Source organism: Pseudomonas sp. JV449, from assembly GCF_032424295.1.
GTDB lineage: Bacteria > Pseudomonadota > Gammaproteobacteria > Pseudomonadales > Pseudomonadaceae > Aquipseudomonas > Aquipseudomonas marginalis.
In genome coordinates, this window is the sequence record NZ_VYKD01000014.1 from 130,458 (window position 1) to 146,997 (window position 16,540).

A 16,540-nucleotide genomic window follows, 5' to 3' on the forward strand; every position below is an offset into this window, starting at 1 on the left:
GAACAATGATCATGATGAATGTAGACCTGCAACAGCTGATCCTGACATTGACGCCCGCAGTCCGTCAGGACCTGGAGCGCTCGGCCGAACGTTGCGTGACGCGAGGTGGCAGGGAGGTCCTGGTGGAAGACCTGCTACTGATCCAGCTGGAACGTCCCAGGGGGCTTTTGATACGAGCCTTGGCCGACGCCGGGATCGAGGCGCAGACGCTGCAAGCAACGCTGCAGCCCAAGGGGCAGGCAAGTGCCACGCGTAATCCGGTGTTCGCCCCGGCCCTCGTGCAGTGGTTACAACAGGCGTTGATGGTTGCCCATCTGGAGTTGCGCCAGAGCGTCGTGGACCACGGTGCACTGTTACTGGCGTTGTTGCGCCACCCGCTGCAGCACGCAGGCACCGGCTATCACGCGTTGTTGAGCCGTTTGGATGCACAGCGTATACACGGGTTTGTGCTGGACCAGGGGCCTGACATCTGCCCGGCAGCAGGCGGCGAGTCACTGCTGGCGCGCTTTACCCATGATCTGACACGCCAGGCCCAGGAAGGGCGTATCGACCCGGTGCTGTGTCGCGAGGGTGAGATCCGCCAACTGATCGACATCCTTATGCGGCGGCGCAAGAACAATCCGATCCTTGTCGGCGAGGCCGGGGTGGGCAAGACCGCGGTTGTCGAAGGCCTTGCCCTGCGCATCGCCAGCACGCAGGTGCCGGAGCCACTCAAGGGTGTGCGTGTGCTGACCCTGGACATGGCACTGCTGCAAGCCGGTGCCAGCATCAAGGGCGAGTTCGAGCGGCGTCTCAACGGCGTGATTGACGAGGTGAATGCCGCGCCGACACCGGTGATTCTGTTTATCGATGAAGCGCATACCCTGGTGGGGGCGGGGGCCGGCGATGCCGCCAACCTGCTCAAGCCGGCCCTGGCCCGCGGTGAGTTGCGGACCGTCGCGGCTACGACTTGGGGCGAATACAAGAAATACTTTGAAAAAGACCCGGCCTTGGCGCGGCGTTTCCAGCCTGTGCTGGTTGGCGAGCCCAGCGTTGAACAGGCGACTTCGATCCTGCGCGGGCTGGTCCCGGCCTACGAATCCAGCCATGGCGTGCATATACGTGACGATGCCGTCGTCGCGGCGGCGCAGATGAGCGCCCGCTACCTGGCAGGGCGTCAGTTGCCCGATAAGGCCGTGGATGTGCTGGACACCGCCTGCGCACGTGCGCGCATCAACCAGTTGACGGTGCCCGAGGCATTGGAACGCCTGTGTACCGAACAGGCTGAAGGCTCGCGCCAGCGCGAGGCACTGAATCGAGACAGGGATGCGGGGCTGCCAGTTGATGAGCAGTCTGCGCAAGCGCTGGGCCTGCGCTTGGCGGCTGTCGAGAGCGAACGTCAACATCGGCAGCAGCGCTGGCTTGCACAGCGCGCACTGGAGGAGCCGGTGCGCGTATGCCCTCGCCTGGTGGCAGAGGTCATCAGTACCTGGACGGGCATTCCGGTTGAACAACTGTCCCTTGAGCACAGTGCATCGGTGCTGGGGGTTGCCGATGCGCTGCGGTCGCGCATTCTCGGCCAGGAACCTGCCATACAGGCGCTTGACCGCAACCTGCGCGCGGTGGCTGCCGGACTGAACAAGGCCGATGCGCCGGTCGGTGTGTTTCTGTTGGTGGGCCCAAGTGGTGTGGGCAAGACCGAAACGGCGCTGGCCCTGGGTGATTTGCTGTATGGCGGCGAACGTTTTGTCACCACCCTCAACATGTCGGAGTTTCAGGAAAAACACGCCCTGTCTCGGCTGATTGGCGCACCTCCCGGTTATGTCGGCTATGGAGAGGGCGGGGTGCTGACGGAAGCCGTGCGCCGGCGCCCCTATTCGGTGGTGCTGCTCGACGAAGTCGAAAAGGCCGACCCGGAGGTGTTGAACCTGTTCTATCAGATCTTCGACAAGGGGCTGGTCAATGATGGCGAAGGCCGGGAAATCGATTTTCGCAATACGCTGATCCTGATGACTTCCAACCTGGGCAGCGATTGCATTATCGACTTATGTGCAGGCGGCCGACGACCTGGCACCCAGGTGCTGCAGGACGCAATTCACCCTCTGCTGCGCGACTATTTCAAACCGGCACTGCTCGCCCGCATGCGAGTCGTGCCCTATTACCCGTTGATGGGCGCTGTGTTGCATGACCTGGCAAGACTCAAGCTTGACCGTCTTGGGCGAAGGTTGCAGTCACGCAAGCTGGCCTTGAGCTATACGACCGAACTGGTCACGCATATGGCTGAGCGGTGCGTCCATAGCGACAGCGGAGCGCGGTACATCGACCAATGGATCGAGATCCACCTGTTGCCGCAGATGGTCGATCGACTGCTTGGGGCGGTGGCGACGGGTGAGCCGCTGTCGCGGGCCCACGCCTGCCTGGATGGTGACGGGCTGCCGATCTGTGAGTTCAGCCAATGATGAACGATGTGCTTGCCCCTTTACCCCAGCACCTGGCATACGCCGAGACGTTGTTGGCCTGGTTCACCCGAATGGGCATCGAGGGTGACGAGACAACGCTGCCAGGCCTGTGTGTTGCCGCGGCTGCGCAACTGAGTGAATGCGAACTCGGCCAGTTATATTGGCGGGACGAGGTCACGGGTCGGCTGGACTTGATTGCCCAGTATTTGCCTGGCGCATTGCCCCTCGGCGAGGGTGCTTGCGGCGCCGACTTTCAGCATCAGCAACTGTTGCGTCACGTGCTCGGCCATCCCAGCATCCTGAGCGTGGAGAACCTGGACGACAGTGTGTACGAAAGCGGTTTTCTACCCGCGACAGCTACGCCCTGGCACTCGTTGATATGCCTGCCGCTGTTCGGTCGCCACAAGGCCGTTGCCGGTCTATTGCTGTGCGCCAGCCAGCGGCCGAAATTGCTCCTGGACTACGGACCATCGTTAAGCCAACTGGCAAGCTTCGCCTTGAGTCAACTGGCGCTGTTGCGACGTGTGCGTCCGCCGCACAACGGCTCCCAGGCCAGGCCTTGTCTACCCTCGGCGCGTATGAAGTATGGGCTGATCGGCAACAGCGCAGCCATGGAAGAAACCTACCGGCTGATCGGCAAGGTGCTGAATGCGCCCTGCACGGTGCTGCTGCGCGGGGAGACCGGAACCGGCAAGGAGGTGGTGGCACGGGCCATCCATGCTGCCGGGGCGCGCCGTAGCAAAGCCTTTGTGGTGCAGAACTGTGCGGCCTTTCCCGAGGGTCTGCTGGAGAGCGAGCTATTCGGTTATCGCAGGGGCGCCTTTACAGGCGCCGAACGTAACCATGCGGGGCTATTTGACGCCGCCGATGGCGGCACGTTGCTCCTCGACGAAATCGGCGATATGCCGCTGTCACTCCAGGCCAAGCTGCTGCGGGTGTTGCAGGAAGGCGAGGTTCGCCCGTTGGGAGCCGATGCGGCCCATAAGGTCGATGTGCGAATTATCGCAGCGACCCATCGTGATCTGGCTGCAATGGTGGCGGAGGGTAGTTTTCGCGAGGACCTGTACTACCGACTGGCGCAGTTCCCGATCGAATTGCCGGCCTTGCGCGAACGCGACGCAGATGTGCTGCTGTTGGCGCGACAGTTCTCGCAATCGGCCTGCGCTGCGCTGGGGCTCTCGCCGGTGGAGTGGTCTGCTGCGGCCTTGGATCAACTGTCGTGCCACGCTTTTCCCGGGAATGTCCGTGAACTCAAATGTCTGGTGGAGCGCGCGGTACTGCTGTGTGACGACGCAGTGGTGCTGCCTGAACACCTGTCCCTGGCGCCCGGGTCGACCCCCGCAGCCGTCGGCGCGACGTTGCGCCAGCGCCTGGAGCGGGTTGAACGGGTATTCCTGATCGACTGCCTGCACAAGAACCGTGGCAACCGGACCCGTACGGCACGTGAGTTGGGGCTCGCACGCCGCACCCTGCTTTACCGACTTACACGCTTGAACATCCCTGGCGGCGATGTCCGAGGGGGATGCTGAATGGTGCACGTATGGCTTCCACTCTTCGCCGCCGGCCTTACTTTCATTGGAGATACCTGATGCCACTTCGTACTTGGAAAGCCTGGGGGCTTGTCCTGTGCTTGTTGAGCGGCTGCAACGCCAATTACGTTTTTGATGACGCTGACTACCGTCCGCTGGGTGACCCCCAGGCGACACGTCGCAGCGATTGAACAGCGGAGCCTTGTCATGCAACTAGTGTTAGAGGTGTGCAATACCGGAAGCGGTGAGCCTGCATCCTGTAAGACATTCGACGGCGTCGGCGGGGTGATCGGCCGCGGGATCGGCTGTGACTGGGTCATCCCCGACGCCAGTCGCTTGCTCTCCAGTCATCATGGCCTGGTCAGTTACCGGGATGGCCAGTATTTTTTTACCGACATCAGCAGCAATGGCATTGGCGTGTCGGGCAGCGCGGAGCGTTTGTGCAAGGGGCAGGCACGACTGATCAGCGAGGGTGATGTCTACCAACTGGGGCCAGTGGATATCCGTGCACGACTTGTGGCGCCCGGGAGACAAAATGGCCGGCAGATGTTTTTCGGCAACGATACGATTCCGGATGACGCGTTTTTGGTGCTTGACCCCTTGCACGCACTCGATACCGAGCAGGTGCATGGCAGCTCACCCGGGGATCCGGAGGCGCTGAAACTCTCGGCTGCGAGGGCGGCCTGCGCACTGTCCCACTGCCCCCTGGAACGGGATCACTTGATCGTGCCGAGATGGGCCGAGCCAGTAACGGAAGAGGCCTCGACTCAACCCGCCCAGGTGACTGCAGCCAGTCGTGCCCCATTCTGGTCGCAGTTCGCGGACGCGATGGGCGTGCCCCTGGATACGCTCGATACCCAGGCATGTGAAGCCCTGGCGATCAAGGTGGCTGGCCTGTTCAGGCAAACCATCGAAGGGCTGCAGCAGAGTCTGCGTACTCGCGATGAGCTGAACGGCGAGTTGAACCTCGGTTGGACCGTGCCTGCCATTAAGAGTCACAACCCTTTGAAGGATTGCACCGATACCCCGTCTGCCCTGGCCTCACTGTTGGGCCTCGCTGAGCCGGGCCCGCTGCCTGCAGAGGTAGCGGTCGCCCAGGCATTCCGGGAAATGCAAATCCACCAGCTGGCCTTGGTCGTGGCTTGCCGTGCTGCAATACGTGGCGCTGTGGAGGCATTTGCACCAAGCCATCTATTGCTGTGCTTCGAGCGCCAGGACATGCCGGCCAGGTTCTCTACCGATGGAGCCCACTGGCGGGCCTACCAGCGCCATTACCGACACCTTATCGACGAGCAACCCTTGGGCGAGCAGCTGTTGCGTAACGAATTTTCCAAAGCCTACGCGGAGCAGGTGCGCCTGGTCGCCACGCTGCATGCGGCTTATCCGGGATGACTGTCATGTATCGAGCTGCCGTTCTGTCAATGCTGTTTGTACTCGGCTTGCTGACCGGGTGTGCCAGCGTCTCACCGTATTCAACCCTAACCAAGCTGGACCTGGCGTTGAGCGCCAGCGAAGGCGTCAACCGCGATCTTCACGGTCGCCCGTCTCCCATCGTGGTGCGCCTGCTGGAGCTGCGGCACCCGGTGGCTTTCGAAAACGCTGATTTCTTCACCCTCTATAGCCGCGCGGAGCAGGCGCTGCCCAAGGACTGGGTCAACAGCGAGGAGTTGGAGCTGCGCCCCGGTGAGCGGTTGGCGCTGAAGCTCAGTGTCGAACCACAGAGTCGTTATGTCGGGGTGGTGGCTGCCTACCGGGACCTTCCCCATGTGCAATGGCGGCTTGTGCTGCCCGTCGCCCGGCAGCGCCTGACGCGTGTCGAGCTGATGCTCGACGAGTCCGGGGTTCGCGTCGTTACCCCTCAAGCCCGGAGGTCGGAGGATAGACATGCAGGTTCATAAAGTCGTGTGGCAGGAGGGCATGCTGCTGCGCCCCCAACACTTGCAGCACAACGACCGTTACTACCACCAGCAACTCAACCGTACCCGTTTGCTGGGCATTGATGGTTGGGGATTCCTGACCCTTGACGTCGACGTGCAGTACCTCAACCTGGGTAAGGTAGTCGTCAACCAGGCCAGCGGTGTATTTCCCGATGGCAGCTTGTTCGAGCTGAGCAGCGTAATGGAGCCACTGGTGTTGCAGGTTCCTGCCCACACCAGTGGGCAAGCCATTTACCTGGCGTTGCCGTTGGCCATCGGCAATCAGGTTGAAGTGCGCCAGCAGGAGCACAGTGATGTGCTGGCGCGCTACGTAAGCTGCGAAGCGGAGATCACTGATTCGAATGCTGGCTTTGATTCCCTTTGCCGGATCAACTGTGCACGCCCGGACCTGCGATTGCTGTTAGGGGAGCAAACCAGTGACACGTTGCAGGTGAAACTCCAGGTTGCCCGGGTGCTGGATTCGACTCGCGAGGGCGGCGCGCGGCTGGACGCGGATTTCGTACCGTCGTTTATCCATGTGCAGGGCTCAGGCTATGTCGCGTCATGTATCAAGGAAGTGCTGAGTCTGCTGGGCACCCGAGGCGATGCGATCGCCGCGAGGATCCGGGGAGGTGGTGGATCGGAGGGGGCCCAGGTCGGCGATTTCCTGATGCTGCAGCTGATCAATCGAACCGAGCTGGTGTTGCGTCACTTCCTGAGTCAGAGCCAGGTACGTCCGGAGGTGTTGTACAGGCAGTTGTTGTCGATCCTCGGCGAGTTGTCGACGTTCGCCACCGACAACAAACGCGCGCAACTGGAGACTCGTTACCAGCATGGTGAGCAGGGGGCGAGTTTTCGTGGGTTGATGGAAGGCATTCGCACCGTGCTGTCGTTGGTGCTGGAACAACACGCCACTGAGCTCCCGCTGGAGCCGCGACAGTATGGTGTGCTGGTCTGTCCGGTGAGTGATCTCAAACTGCTGGGTAGCGCAACATTCATTCTGGCGGCAACTGCCCAGTGCGATTCGGAGGAGCTGCGCCACCGCCTTCCGGCGCACTTGAAAATCGGCTCCGTGGAGCGCATCCGCGAGCTGGTCAATCTGCATCTGGCCGGCATCAAGGTCAAGCCACTGCCGGTGGCGCCCCGACAGATCCCGTTCCATGCCGGCAAGACCTATTTCATGCTCGAACTCAGTGCCCGTGATATCACGCAGCTGGAGCAATCGGGCGGTTTTGCCTTCCACGCCAGTGGCGAGTTTGCCGAACTCAAACTCAATTTCTGGGCCATCAGGAACTGAATGCCATGACAATGGACAGCGAATACCCGCAGGACGAAAAAACTATCCTGCTTGACCTCGATGGTCGCGCGCCCGCAGGGGCGCCGGTGACGGACTTCCCATCGCCACCGCGCTTCGAACGGTTGGAAGACCGGATGATCTACACCGCCAGCCTGCAAGGGGCACAGAGTTTCAAGATCGGGCCCAACGTCCTGGTGGCCGCCGCCTGGGAACTCTTGTCGCAGGTCGTTCGACTCAAGCGCAGTTCCGGCCGGGAAAGCTTGCAGGCCCTCAATGATCGGTTGTCGTCGGGGATCACGGCGTTTGAAGCGTATGCCTTGCACCAGGGTGCAGAGGACAGGCAGGTCATGTCGGCGCGCTATGTGCTGTGCAGCGTTATTGACGAAGCCGTGGTCACTACCCCGTGGGGCAGTCGCAGTGACTGGTCGAAATCCAGCCTGTTGAGCCGCTTTCACAACGAAACCTTCGGTGGCGAAAAATTCTTCCAACTGCTGGAGCGCTTATCCCGCGACCCCGTCAAGAACCTGGCAATGCTGGAGTTGATGTACCTGTGCCTGTCACTGGGGTTTGAAGGTAAATACCGCGTCATGGAGCGGGGCGGGCCGCAGTTGGAAGCGGTACGAGATGGCTTGTATCGACAGATCCGGCATGTGCGCGGTGAGCGCCCGCCGATGTCTGTGCCCGCTGCCGCAGCACAGGCACCGGGTGCCGGGCTGCGCATCTTTTCCCCTGCCGGGGTCGTCGTCTTCACGCTCGCCTGTTTGCTGGCCATGTACCTGGGCTTTGCCTGGGCATTGGGCAATGAACGCATGGCGGTGCTGCAACCTTTTCAATCTTTGGCGTCGGATCAGACACGGTCGCCGTTGTAACGCTGGGAGCAATGAATGAACGCATTCTTCAAGGGCGTGGGCACGGCGCTGCGCAAGACTTGGGTCTGGAGCCTGTTTGTGGTGTTCGCCAGCGCGTTGCTGGTGTGGTTTTTCGGGCCATTGCTGGCGGTGGACGACCATCGTTTCTGGCAGGGCGCTCCAGCTCGTCTGTTGACCATAAGCGGGTTATTCCTGCTGTGGGGGTTAGCGATGGTCATGGTCGACTCACGCCGTACCGCACGATTGAATCGGCGCGAGCACCAGGAGCGCCACCAACGCAAGGGGTTGATTGACGAAGAGCGGAGGCAGGTGCGGGGGCGTTTCAAGGAGGCGTTGCACACACTGAAAACCTCCCGTCGTTATGGCGAGCGCAATGAGCGTTGGCGCAACGACTTGCCGTGGTATCTGTTGCTCGGCCAGCAGGGCAGCGGCAGAACCTGTCTGCTGGCCGCCTGCGGATCGCAGTTCCCACTGGATCGGGAGGAAGCGATGGCACCGGGCGCAACCCAGTATTTTGATTGGTATCTCGCCGACGAAGCTGTCCTTGTCGAGAGCGCAGGGCGCTACCTGGCCCAACCCGACAGTGCCGTGGATGGGGCCGGTTGGGCGACGTTTCTGGACCAGCTCAGATTGCGGCGCAGGGCTCGCCCGCTCAATGGCGTGGTGGTGACGCTGGCGGTGGAGACGCTGCTTGGCAGCAATGATCGCGACCTGGACCTGCATGCGCGCCACGTGCACACCCGGTTGCAGGACGTACAGCAGATGCTGCATGTGGATGTGCCGATCTATCTGGTATTGACCCAGGCTGACCGGTTGCCGGGCTTTGTCGAGTTCTTTGATGCGTCCCAGGGCGACGGCGCCGAAGCCCTGCTGGGAGAACCCGTGGCAACAGGTCCGGCCGGTACCGCGATCACCCAGGTTCGCGAAGCGTTTGAGGCGTTTCTGCAACGCCTTGGAGCAGAGCTGATTGCGCGTTTGCATCAGGAACGCGATATCGAACGTCGCGGGCTGATGCTCGATTTTCCTCGGCAGGCTGCGCAAATCGGTGAACGTTTGTGCCTGTTTGTGGAGTCTGCGTTCTCCTCTCATCGCTTTCAGCGTATTAACGGATTGCGTGGCTTTTACCTGACGAGTGCGCAGACTGCCGACAGGCGTTCCTACTTCGTCCAGGGCCTGTTCAACCGGGTGATTTTTGCCGAGGCCAATCTCGCCGGGCTGCAAACTCCGGAACGACAGCGTATCCGTCGACACCAAGGGTTGCTGGCGTTGGCCGCCTCCCTGGTCATTGTCGCGGCGGGGTGGCTGTGGGCACACAGTTATTCGATCAATCACCAGCGGCTGGTGCAACTGGCGCAACTGCTCAAGCCACAGCCGCCCGCGTCACCCGGTCTGGACGATACCCTGGTGCTCCTGCGTGTGCTGGACGACCGCCTGGCTGCGACCCAAGTGTTTCCAGCGTTGGCGGATGCCCGTGCGGTGGAGCGGGGCGGCTTGTATCAAGGGGAGGCGAGTCGGCCACTGTTGGTCAGTGCCTATGAAGACTTGCTGCACCAGCAGTTGTTGCCGCTGGTATCTACGATGCTTGAAGAACAGGTACGGGCCAGCCTTGGCGACCGCGAGGGGCTTTTGGACATCCTGCGGGCTTACCTGATGCTCAGTCTTCGCGAGCGGCGCGATAAGGTTTGGCTGGCGCAACGCGTGGCCGTTCATTGGGCTGTGCGCTATGCCGGTGATGCTTCGGTGCAGAAACGATTGAATGCACATTTTGCACGGCTGTTTGAGCGCCCCTTTGCGATGCCCTTGAACGTTGAGCTGGTCGCCGAGGCCCGCCAGGAACTGCGCGGCGAATCGTTGGCGGGCGTGGTCTATCGGGCGCTGCGTGACCAGGCGCGTGACCTTGAGCCCTTGCGCCTGGCCGAGGGGAGGGGGTTCGCAGCGATCGAGCAGCCCATCCCCGGCTTCTATACCCGGCGGTATGTGCAGTATTTCGAAAGGCAGGGCTCTCGGCTGGTGAATGCCATTGCTCAGGACAACTGGGTACTTGGGGAGGACGCAGACCTCAGCAGCCTGGATTTGCGCCAATTGATGCTGGAGCTCGAGCAGCGTTATTTCAGTGAGTACGCCGACACCTGGAGCCAAGCCATCGGCCAGGTGCGCCTGCAGGAAAGTGACAGCCTGAGCCAGCATGCTGACGGGCTTGCCAGCCTGGCGTCAGCGCAGTCGCCGTTGGTGCAGCTGTTGCGACAGGTTCGGGAAAACACACGCCTGCTGTCGACCAACGACCCCCTTGAGGCCTTGAGCCCGCCCGCCGGCGAGCTCGAGACCAGCGCTTCCAGCGTGTTGTCCAGCCCGTTGCATGGGCAGGCAAAGCCTGATTCTGCCCGGCGTGCACTGCAGCGTCGGTTCGAGCACCTGCACCAATTGCTGGACGCGGATCAGAACCCTGGAGCTGAACTGACGCAGGCGTTGCGGCTGCTCGATGAATGGCATCTGCAACTGGCGGCCCTTAACCGCGAAGCTACCCCAGGGCAGGCGGCATTCATGATGGCCAGGCAACGAATGGAAGGGCAGCAGCCATTGCTGGGGAATCTGCGGGATGCTGCCGGGCGCCTGCCGTTGCCGGTCAAGGGGTGGTTTGAAGGCATTGCCGATGACAGTTGGCGGCTGCTGCTCGATGATGCCTATGTGTATATAAATCAGCGTTACCAAAGTGAGGTCTATGGCTTTTACGCCAAGGCGATCCAGCGTCGGTACCCATTCAACCCACGGTCCGAGAGTGATGTTGCCCTTGGCGATTTCCAGGACTTTTTCAAGCCGCGGGGTGGCATGGCGCGCTTTTATGAAAGCTACCTGCGGGCCTTTGTCAGTGCCGAGTCCGGTCGCTATCGTCTACGCGGCCTGGATGGCCGTAGCCTGGCGCTGTCGCGCTCATTGCTGGACCAGCTGACGAAGGCCCAGGTGATTCGCCAGGGGTTTTTTACTGAGGACCAGGGGGAGTGGGCGGTTCGCTTCACGCTGGCCCCCTATAGCCTGGACCAAGCGGTTAGCCGAGCGATCCTGAGCATTGGTGATCAACACCTTGAATACCGCCATGGCCCGATCGTGCCCATGGCTTTCCAGTGGCCAGGCGAGGCGGACGATGGCCGTAGCAGCCTGGTGCTGGAGCGGGGGGCGGAGCGGCCGCTGGGTATGGAAAAAAACGCTGGTCCCTGGTCGTTGTTCCGGTTTTTCGAGCTGATGCAAAGTGAGCCTGGGAGTGGCCGGGGTTCTCGGCTGCTCAAGGCTGAGCTGGCTGGCACGCGTGCCACCTTCCTGCTCAACAGCCATCGCAACCCTGGTCCTTTTCAGATGGCGAACTGGCGCACCTTCCGTTTGCCGGAGCAACTGTGAGGCATGTGCATGCCGATGGGTGCAGCGCCGGGCGAACGGCGCGAGGCAAGACACGCGCGCGCAATGAGGATGCGTTCCTCGACTGCCCCCGGCGCGGTTGTTGGGCGGTAGCGGACGGAATGGGTGGGCATTTGGCTGGGGATTTGGCCAGCCACTGGGTCATCAGCAGCCTGGCTTCGTTGCCCGACCAAGGCAGCTTTGACGAACGGATCGATGCCATACGCCGCTGCTTGCGATGGCTCGACCGTCAAATGGGGCAAGCCACGACGGAACAAGCTGCCCACGGCATCATGGGCAGCACCGTGGTTGCGTTGCTGCTGGAGGGTAATCGCGCAGCCTGCATCTGGGTCGGGGACAGCCGTTGCTATCTTTGGCGGGGACGACGTTTGTACCAACTGTCGCGGGACCATTCCCTGTGGCAGCAACTGATGGACAAGCAGCAGTTGAGCCTGGAACAGGCCCTGGCGCATCCGGATGCCAGGGCGCTGACCCGTGCCATTGGTGGTCGGCAGCCATTGAGCCTGGCGGTGCTGGAGTTCATTACCCAACCTGGGGATGTGTTTTTATTGTGCAGCGATGGTTTGTATCAGGGGCTCAGCCATGGCGAGTTGGGCAGCGCCCTGAGTGTGGGGCCGCCCCGCCAGGTAGTGGATCGGTTGTTTTCCGACGTGCTACGGGGGGCGGCCCAGGATGACCTGACGGCCGTGGTAGTCCAGCCATGAGCGAGGTCGCCGGCCCGCCGAAACTGCTTGCGGGGCGCTATCAGCTGGATCGGCTATTGGGCAGCGGTGGCATGGGAGTGGTCTACCGAGCCCGGGATATGCTGCACGAGGCGTTCGGCGAGCCCAACGCGTGGGTGGCTCTCAAGTTGTTGGGCGATACGCTTGCCGAATCTTCCGACGGCCATGTATTGCTGTACAGCGAGTTTGCCCTGACCCGGAGCCTGCGGCACGATCACGTGGTCAGAACGTACGCTTTCGAGGTCGATACTCCGCGTCAGGTTGCGTTCTTCACCATGGAATTGCTGCAGGGCAGGACCCTTGACCGCATCCTCTCGGAGTGCCCGTATGGATTGCCGTGGCGGGAGTTGCAACCCATCGCCCTGCAACTGTTGGATGCACTGGCTTATGCCCACAGGCAGGGCGTTCTGCATGGCGATGTGAAACCGGCCAATATCATGCTGGGCGAGCAGGGAGTGCGGCTGTTCGATTTCGGCCTGGGCCATGCCGAGGCGGAGCAGGCTGCGGGGCTGCCCACCTTGAGTCGCAGTCGCTTTAAGGCTTGGACGCCCGGGTATGCGGCGCCGGAACTGGTGGCCGGGGGAAACATCTCCGCCCGGGCCGACTTGTATGGCGCCGCCTGCGTAATCTATGAGCTCGCCCAGGGACGGCGCCCCGGCGAGCATCAGTCGGATCAGCCATTGTCCAGGCCTCGGCAATTGCCTCGGCGGTGTTGGCCGGCATTGCGTTCTGCGCTGGCCCTGGACCCTGAGTGCCGAACCATTGCCGTCGAGGAGTTGTGCGAAGCGATGAATAGACGACGGCGCTACTGGTTTGTGTAGTGGGCGTGTCAATCAGCCAAATCATGCAGTTGGCAGTATTCGGTCCAACTCAAGCCGGCCATCTGGGCAACTTCCTTGTGTACTTCCAGGCGCCGCGCCTCGAAGTCAGCAGGGGACTGGCTGGTCAGCCTGAGGGTCAGCTCCCAGGCAAACAAACCCTGGCGTTCTGCTTCTGCCTCGAAGGCTTCATGCAGCCGTTCGGCGCGGTACTGTGCCAGGGTTTCACCCTTGGCCTGAGCGGCCAGTGGGTTCAGGGTGTTCAGTTCGGCAGCCACATCGGGATGTTCGTTCAGGAATCGATCCAGCGCGAGCTGGTGGTTATCGCCGGGAGGTGACAAGGGCGTGCTCCAAATCAGGTGGGACCAGGCCTCGGTTTCTGGCGCGAGGCAAGCCGTGTGTGCATAAGCAACACGGATAACGGGTATTGAAGCAGATTCCAGGACCGGTCCAGATCAGAAAATTAAATTATTGGAGATGCCCGGCTTTGACTGTCACTCATTGCTGGAAATTCACCGATACCCATGGCAAAGGACTTTCGCTCCCGGTGCCAGGACGTGTAGCGTTAGCCCCGGTGCTTCCGACCCTGCTTTCCAAGGGCAGCGGGCGATGGGCAGAGGGATGGGTCATGGCGCAAACGCTGTTCAAACTTTTCTTTACCCAGCGCCTGGCCGCTTTGGCCAGTGCCGATTCGTTGCGAGCGATCCGCGAAGGGCTGCTGTGGATCTTGCCGTGCCTGCTGGTGTCGGCGGCCTTTCTGATCCTGTCCGAATGCGCTCGGGTGTTGGGCTGCAGCCCGCAGGTGGTGAGCTTCCTGGCGGGGTTGCACAATCAGATCAGTTCGGTGATCCCGTGGCTGGTGGCCGCCTCCATTGGCTACATGCTGGCGATCCAGCACCGCCTGCCGCAATTGCCGGTGGCGTTCCTGTGCCTGGCCCATGTGGTCTTGGCGACGTTTATCCTGCGGGAATATCCCCGGGCATCGGCCACCTTCCTGCTGTTTATTGCTATTGCCTCGCCGCTGCTGAATGTACCGGCCTTGGCCTGGCTGCACCGTTTTCGCTGGACGCGCCTGGTCAACGAAGACCTGGTGGGGCACAACCTGCGAGGCACGATCAATATGGTGGTGCCAGGGGCCATTACCGCCCTGGCGCTGGTGGCAGCGCTGTCCTTGTTGTTGCAGATACCCTATGTGGCGCAGTTGCAGGGCCCCCAGGTGCTCGATGCGCTGGAATCGCCCTACGGCAGCGGTTTGTTTGTCACCCTGATGAACTCGCTGTTGTGGTTTTTCGGGGTTCACGGCGTCTATGCCATGCAACCGCTGTTTGATGTGCTGGACCAGGCCGTGGTGCTCAACGGCGCCGCGTTGGCAGCGGGCGAGCCAATCAGGTATGTGCTGAACGGCGGCCTGTTGGGCAGCTTTGCCTTTATCGGTGGTTCGGGCGGTGCGTTGTGTTTGTTGATCGCAATCCTGCTGTTTTCCAAGAGCCAGTCCATGCGCCTGGTGGCCGTGGCGAGTTTGCCGCTCTCGCTGTTCAACGTCAGTGAAGTCCTGCTGTTCGGCCTGCCGATCATCCTCAACCCGCGTCTGTTCATTCCGTTTCTACTGGTGCCTGCGCTGAACGCAACGGTGGCGCTTACCGTGGTGCAACTGGGCTGGGTATCCCCGGCGGTGGCCAGCGTCCCGTTTACCGCACCGGTGTTGCTCAATGCCTACCTGAGTACTCATGGCGACCTGGCGGCAGTCGCGCTGCAAGTGACGCTCCTGGGCCTGGGCACGCTGGTGTATGCACCCTATGTGCGCGCGATTCATCGCCAGGCTGCCGAAGGTGGCACGGTGTACCTCAAGTCCCTGGACATGACCTTCCGCGGCCTGGAAGAAAAAGGCCGGCTGCGCGAACTGGACCCGGTCCTGGCTTCCCACAAGGCCCTGGCGCGCCAGGCCAATGAACTGAATCGCATCCAGCAGATCAGCGATTATGAGTTCTATCTTGAATACCAGCCCCAGGTCTCGACCCGCACCGGGCTGTGTACTGGCTGCGAAGCGCTGATGCGCGCCCGCGATGCCCAGGGTACGGTGCATTCACCGTGGGAGTTCCTGCAATGGCTGGCCCAGGCGCGGTTGATGCCGGACGTGGATATGTGGGTGGCATCCCAGGCGATTCGCCAATACCAGAAATGGCAGAAACTCGGCTTTACCCTGCCGATGACCATCAATATTTCCAGCGCCACCCTGACCGACGCCGCCCACGGCGAGCGCCTGGTGGAGATCCTCGCCCAGGCCCATGGCCAGGTATCGGTGGAGATCACCGAAGACGCGCTGGTCAGCGATATCCCTGCCACGCGCCAGAACATCCAGAAACTGCAGGGCATCGGCGCCAAGGTCTATATCGATGATTTCGGCACCGGGTTTTCGGCCTTGAGTTACCTGCACCAGTTCCCGGTGGACTTCATCAAGATCGATCGCAGTTTTGTGGTGGCGCAGCACGATCCCAAGGGCGCCCAGGTCCTGACCGGCATGCTGCGTTTCTGCGAAGCGCTGAACCTGGGCGTGGTGGTGGAGGGCGTTGAGACCGCCGAGCAGTTGGCCTTCTTGAACACCGGCGCCGAGCTGATTATCCAGGGCTGGTATTTCAGCAAGGCACTGCCGGGGGACCAGTTGGAAAGCTTTGTGCGCCAGCGTGCGGCCATGGCGCAGGTCTAGTAGCCGCGTTGGGTTTGTTCGATCTCCTCGACCAAGCGATCGATACCCGCCAGGCGTGCACGGTTGTCGTGATCCCAGGGGTGAAAGCCGGGTTTGAAGTAGTGCAACCACGGCCGCAGCATGCGTGGGAAGACGCCCTTGGGGCCATAAAGAAATTTCAACATGCGCCAGAAGCCTTTGAGGTGCCCACCCGCCTTGCGGTCGGCAATCAACAGCCGCACATGAAAATCCAGCACCACCAGCCAGAAAAACACCGTAGTTGTCAGCATGGTTCCGGTGCGCAGCAGGTAACGCTTGGGCCCGGGTTTGATCACCGTGTTCCACACATCAAAGGCCACGGCCTTGTGTTCGGTCTCTTCCAGGGCGTGCCAATACCACATCTGCTGGTAGCCCTTGAGCGAATCGCCAAAGCGCGACGGGTCACTCAGGAGGATTTCCGCGAGCATCGCCGTGTAGTGCTCAAGGGCAATGGTGATCGCCAGGTTGAACGACGGTGCGAAGTGTTTCTTCTGCAGATCGAGAATGAATTTAAGCCGACGGTCCAGGGTGTGCGCCGGAAGCCCGGCTGCTTGCATCAGGTCGTTATAGGCCACATGTTCGCGGCTGTGCATGGCCTCCTGGCCGATAAATCCCTGGATCTGTTTCTTTAGCGCCGGATCGTCGACGCGTTGGCGGTAGTGACGCACGCTGTCCATGAAAAACAGTTCGCCCTGGGGGAACAGCAGCGACAAGGCATTGAAGAAATGCGTGATGAACGGGCCCTGTTCGTGCCAGTCGGTGATGCGTTCGGCGGGCAGGGCAAAATGGAGGTCGCGGCGGATCGGCAACATGATTCGTGC

13 protein-coding genes are annotated in these 16,540 nt (G+C 61.5%); 11 read left to right on the forward strand and 2 right to left on the reverse strand.

Annotated elements, in window-relative coordinates:
• Positions 1-11: 11 nt before the first annotated feature.
• From F6S08_RS13245 to F6S08_RS13290, 10 genes are read left to right on the forward strand one after another with little or no spacing between them, the layout of a single operon-like run.
• Positions 12-2,438 (forward strand): AAA family ATPase, encoded by a 2,427-nt coding sequence (locus F6S08_RS13245; RefSeq protein ID WP_315871699.1) that lies wholly within the window; start codon positions 12-14, stop codon positions 2,436-2,438.
• Entirely contained in the window at positions 2,435-3,967 is a 1,533-nt protein-coding gene (locus F6S08_RS13250) for a sigma-54 interaction domain-containing protein (RefSeq protein WP_315871700.1), read from the forward strand. The genes F6S08_RS13245 and F6S08_RS13250 overlap by 4 nt, the downstream gene beginning before the upstream one ends.
• 59 nt (positions 3,968-4,026) lie before the next feature.
• A complete protein-coding gene (locus F6S08_RS13255; protein ID WP_074846997.1) occupies positions 4,027-4,158 on the forward strand; it encodes a type VI secretion protein in 132 nt (43 codons plus the stop codon).
• 16 nt (positions 4,159-4,174) lie between these two features.
• Positions 4,175-5,359: a type VI secretion system-associated FHA domain protein TagH gene (tagH, locus tag F6S08_RS13260; RefSeq protein ID WP_065927189.1), complete on the forward strand. Its 1,185-nt coding sequence runs from the start codon at positions 4,175-4,177 to the stop codon at positions 5,357-5,359.
• 5 nt (positions 5,360-5,364) lie between these two features.
• Positions 5,365-5,865: a type VI secretion system lipoprotein TssJ gene (gene tssJ, locus F6S08_RS13265; RefSeq protein ID WP_074846996.1), complete on the forward strand. Its 501-nt coding sequence runs from the start codon at positions 5,365-5,367 to the stop codon at positions 5,863-5,865.
• Positions 5,852-7,180 (forward strand): type VI secretion system baseplate subunit TssK, encoded by a 1,329-nt coding sequence (gene tssK / locus F6S08_RS13270; RefSeq protein ID WP_315871701.1) that lies wholly within the window; start codon positions 5,852-5,854, stop codon positions 7,178-7,180. The genes tssJ and tssK overlap by 14 nt, the downstream gene beginning before the upstream one ends.
• Before the next feature lie 5 nt (positions 7,181-7,185).
• Positions 7,186-8,049 carry a type IVB secretion system protein IcmH/DotU gene (gene icmH, locus F6S08_RS13275; RefSeq protein ID WP_065927142.1) on the forward strand — a complete coding sequence of 288 codons (864 nt, stop codon included), beginning with the start codon at positions 7,186-7,188 and terminating at the stop codon, positions 8,047-8,049.
• A 15-nt stretch (positions 8,050-8,064) separates the two neighbouring features.
• Positions 8,065-11,439 carry a type VI secretion system membrane subunit TssM gene (gene tssM, locus F6S08_RS13280; RefSeq protein ID WP_315871702.1) on the forward strand — a complete coding sequence of 1,125 codons (3,375 nt, stop codon included), beginning with the start codon at positions 8,065-8,067 and terminating at the stop codon, positions 11,437-11,439.
• Between the two features lie 5 nt (positions 11,440-11,444).
• Positions 11,445-12,161, forward strand: coding sequence for a PP2C family protein-serine/threonine phosphatase (locus F6S08_RS13285; RefSeq protein WP_074848182.1), 717 nt, complete (start codon positions 11,445-11,447; stop codon positions 12,159-12,161).
• Positions 12,158-13,000, forward strand: a complete 843-nt coding sequence (locus F6S08_RS13290; protein ID WP_065927139.1) for a serine/threonine-protein kinase — start codon at positions 12,158-12,160, stop codon at positions 12,998-13,000. Before F6S08_RS13285 ends, F6S08_RS13290 begins: the two co-directional genes overlap by 4 nt.
• An 8-nt stretch (positions 13,001-13,008) precedes the next feature.
• Here F6S08_RS13290 and F6S08_RS13295 read toward each other — a convergent pair whose 3' ends face one another.
• Positions 13,009-13,338, reverse strand: coding sequence for a DUF6388 family protein (locus tag F6S08_RS13295; RefSeq protein ID WP_065927138.1), 330 nt, complete (start codon positions 13,336-13,338; stop codon positions 13,009-13,011).
• A 287-nt stretch (positions 13,339-13,625) separates the two neighbouring features.
• On the opposite strand from F6S08_RS13295, the gene F6S08_RS13300 reads away from it, so the two are divergent.
• Positions 13,626-15,701, forward strand: coding sequence for a PTS sugar transporter subunit IIC/EAL domain-containing protein (locus tag F6S08_RS13300; protein WP_065927137.1), 2,076 nt, complete (start codon positions 13,626-13,628; stop codon positions 15,699-15,701).
• On the opposite strand, the gene F6S08_RS13305 is transcribed toward F6S08_RS13300, so the two are convergent.
• The gene (locus F6S08_RS13305; RefSeq protein ID WP_065927136.1) at positions 15,698-16,531 is read right to left on the reverse strand and encodes a metal-dependent hydrolase; all 834 of its coding nucleotides are present in this window, start codon (positions 16,529-16,531) and stop codon (positions 15,698-15,700) included. The genes F6S08_RS13300 and F6S08_RS13305 overlap by 4 nt on opposite strands.
• Between the last annotated feature and the right edge of the window lie 9 nt (positions 16,532-16,540).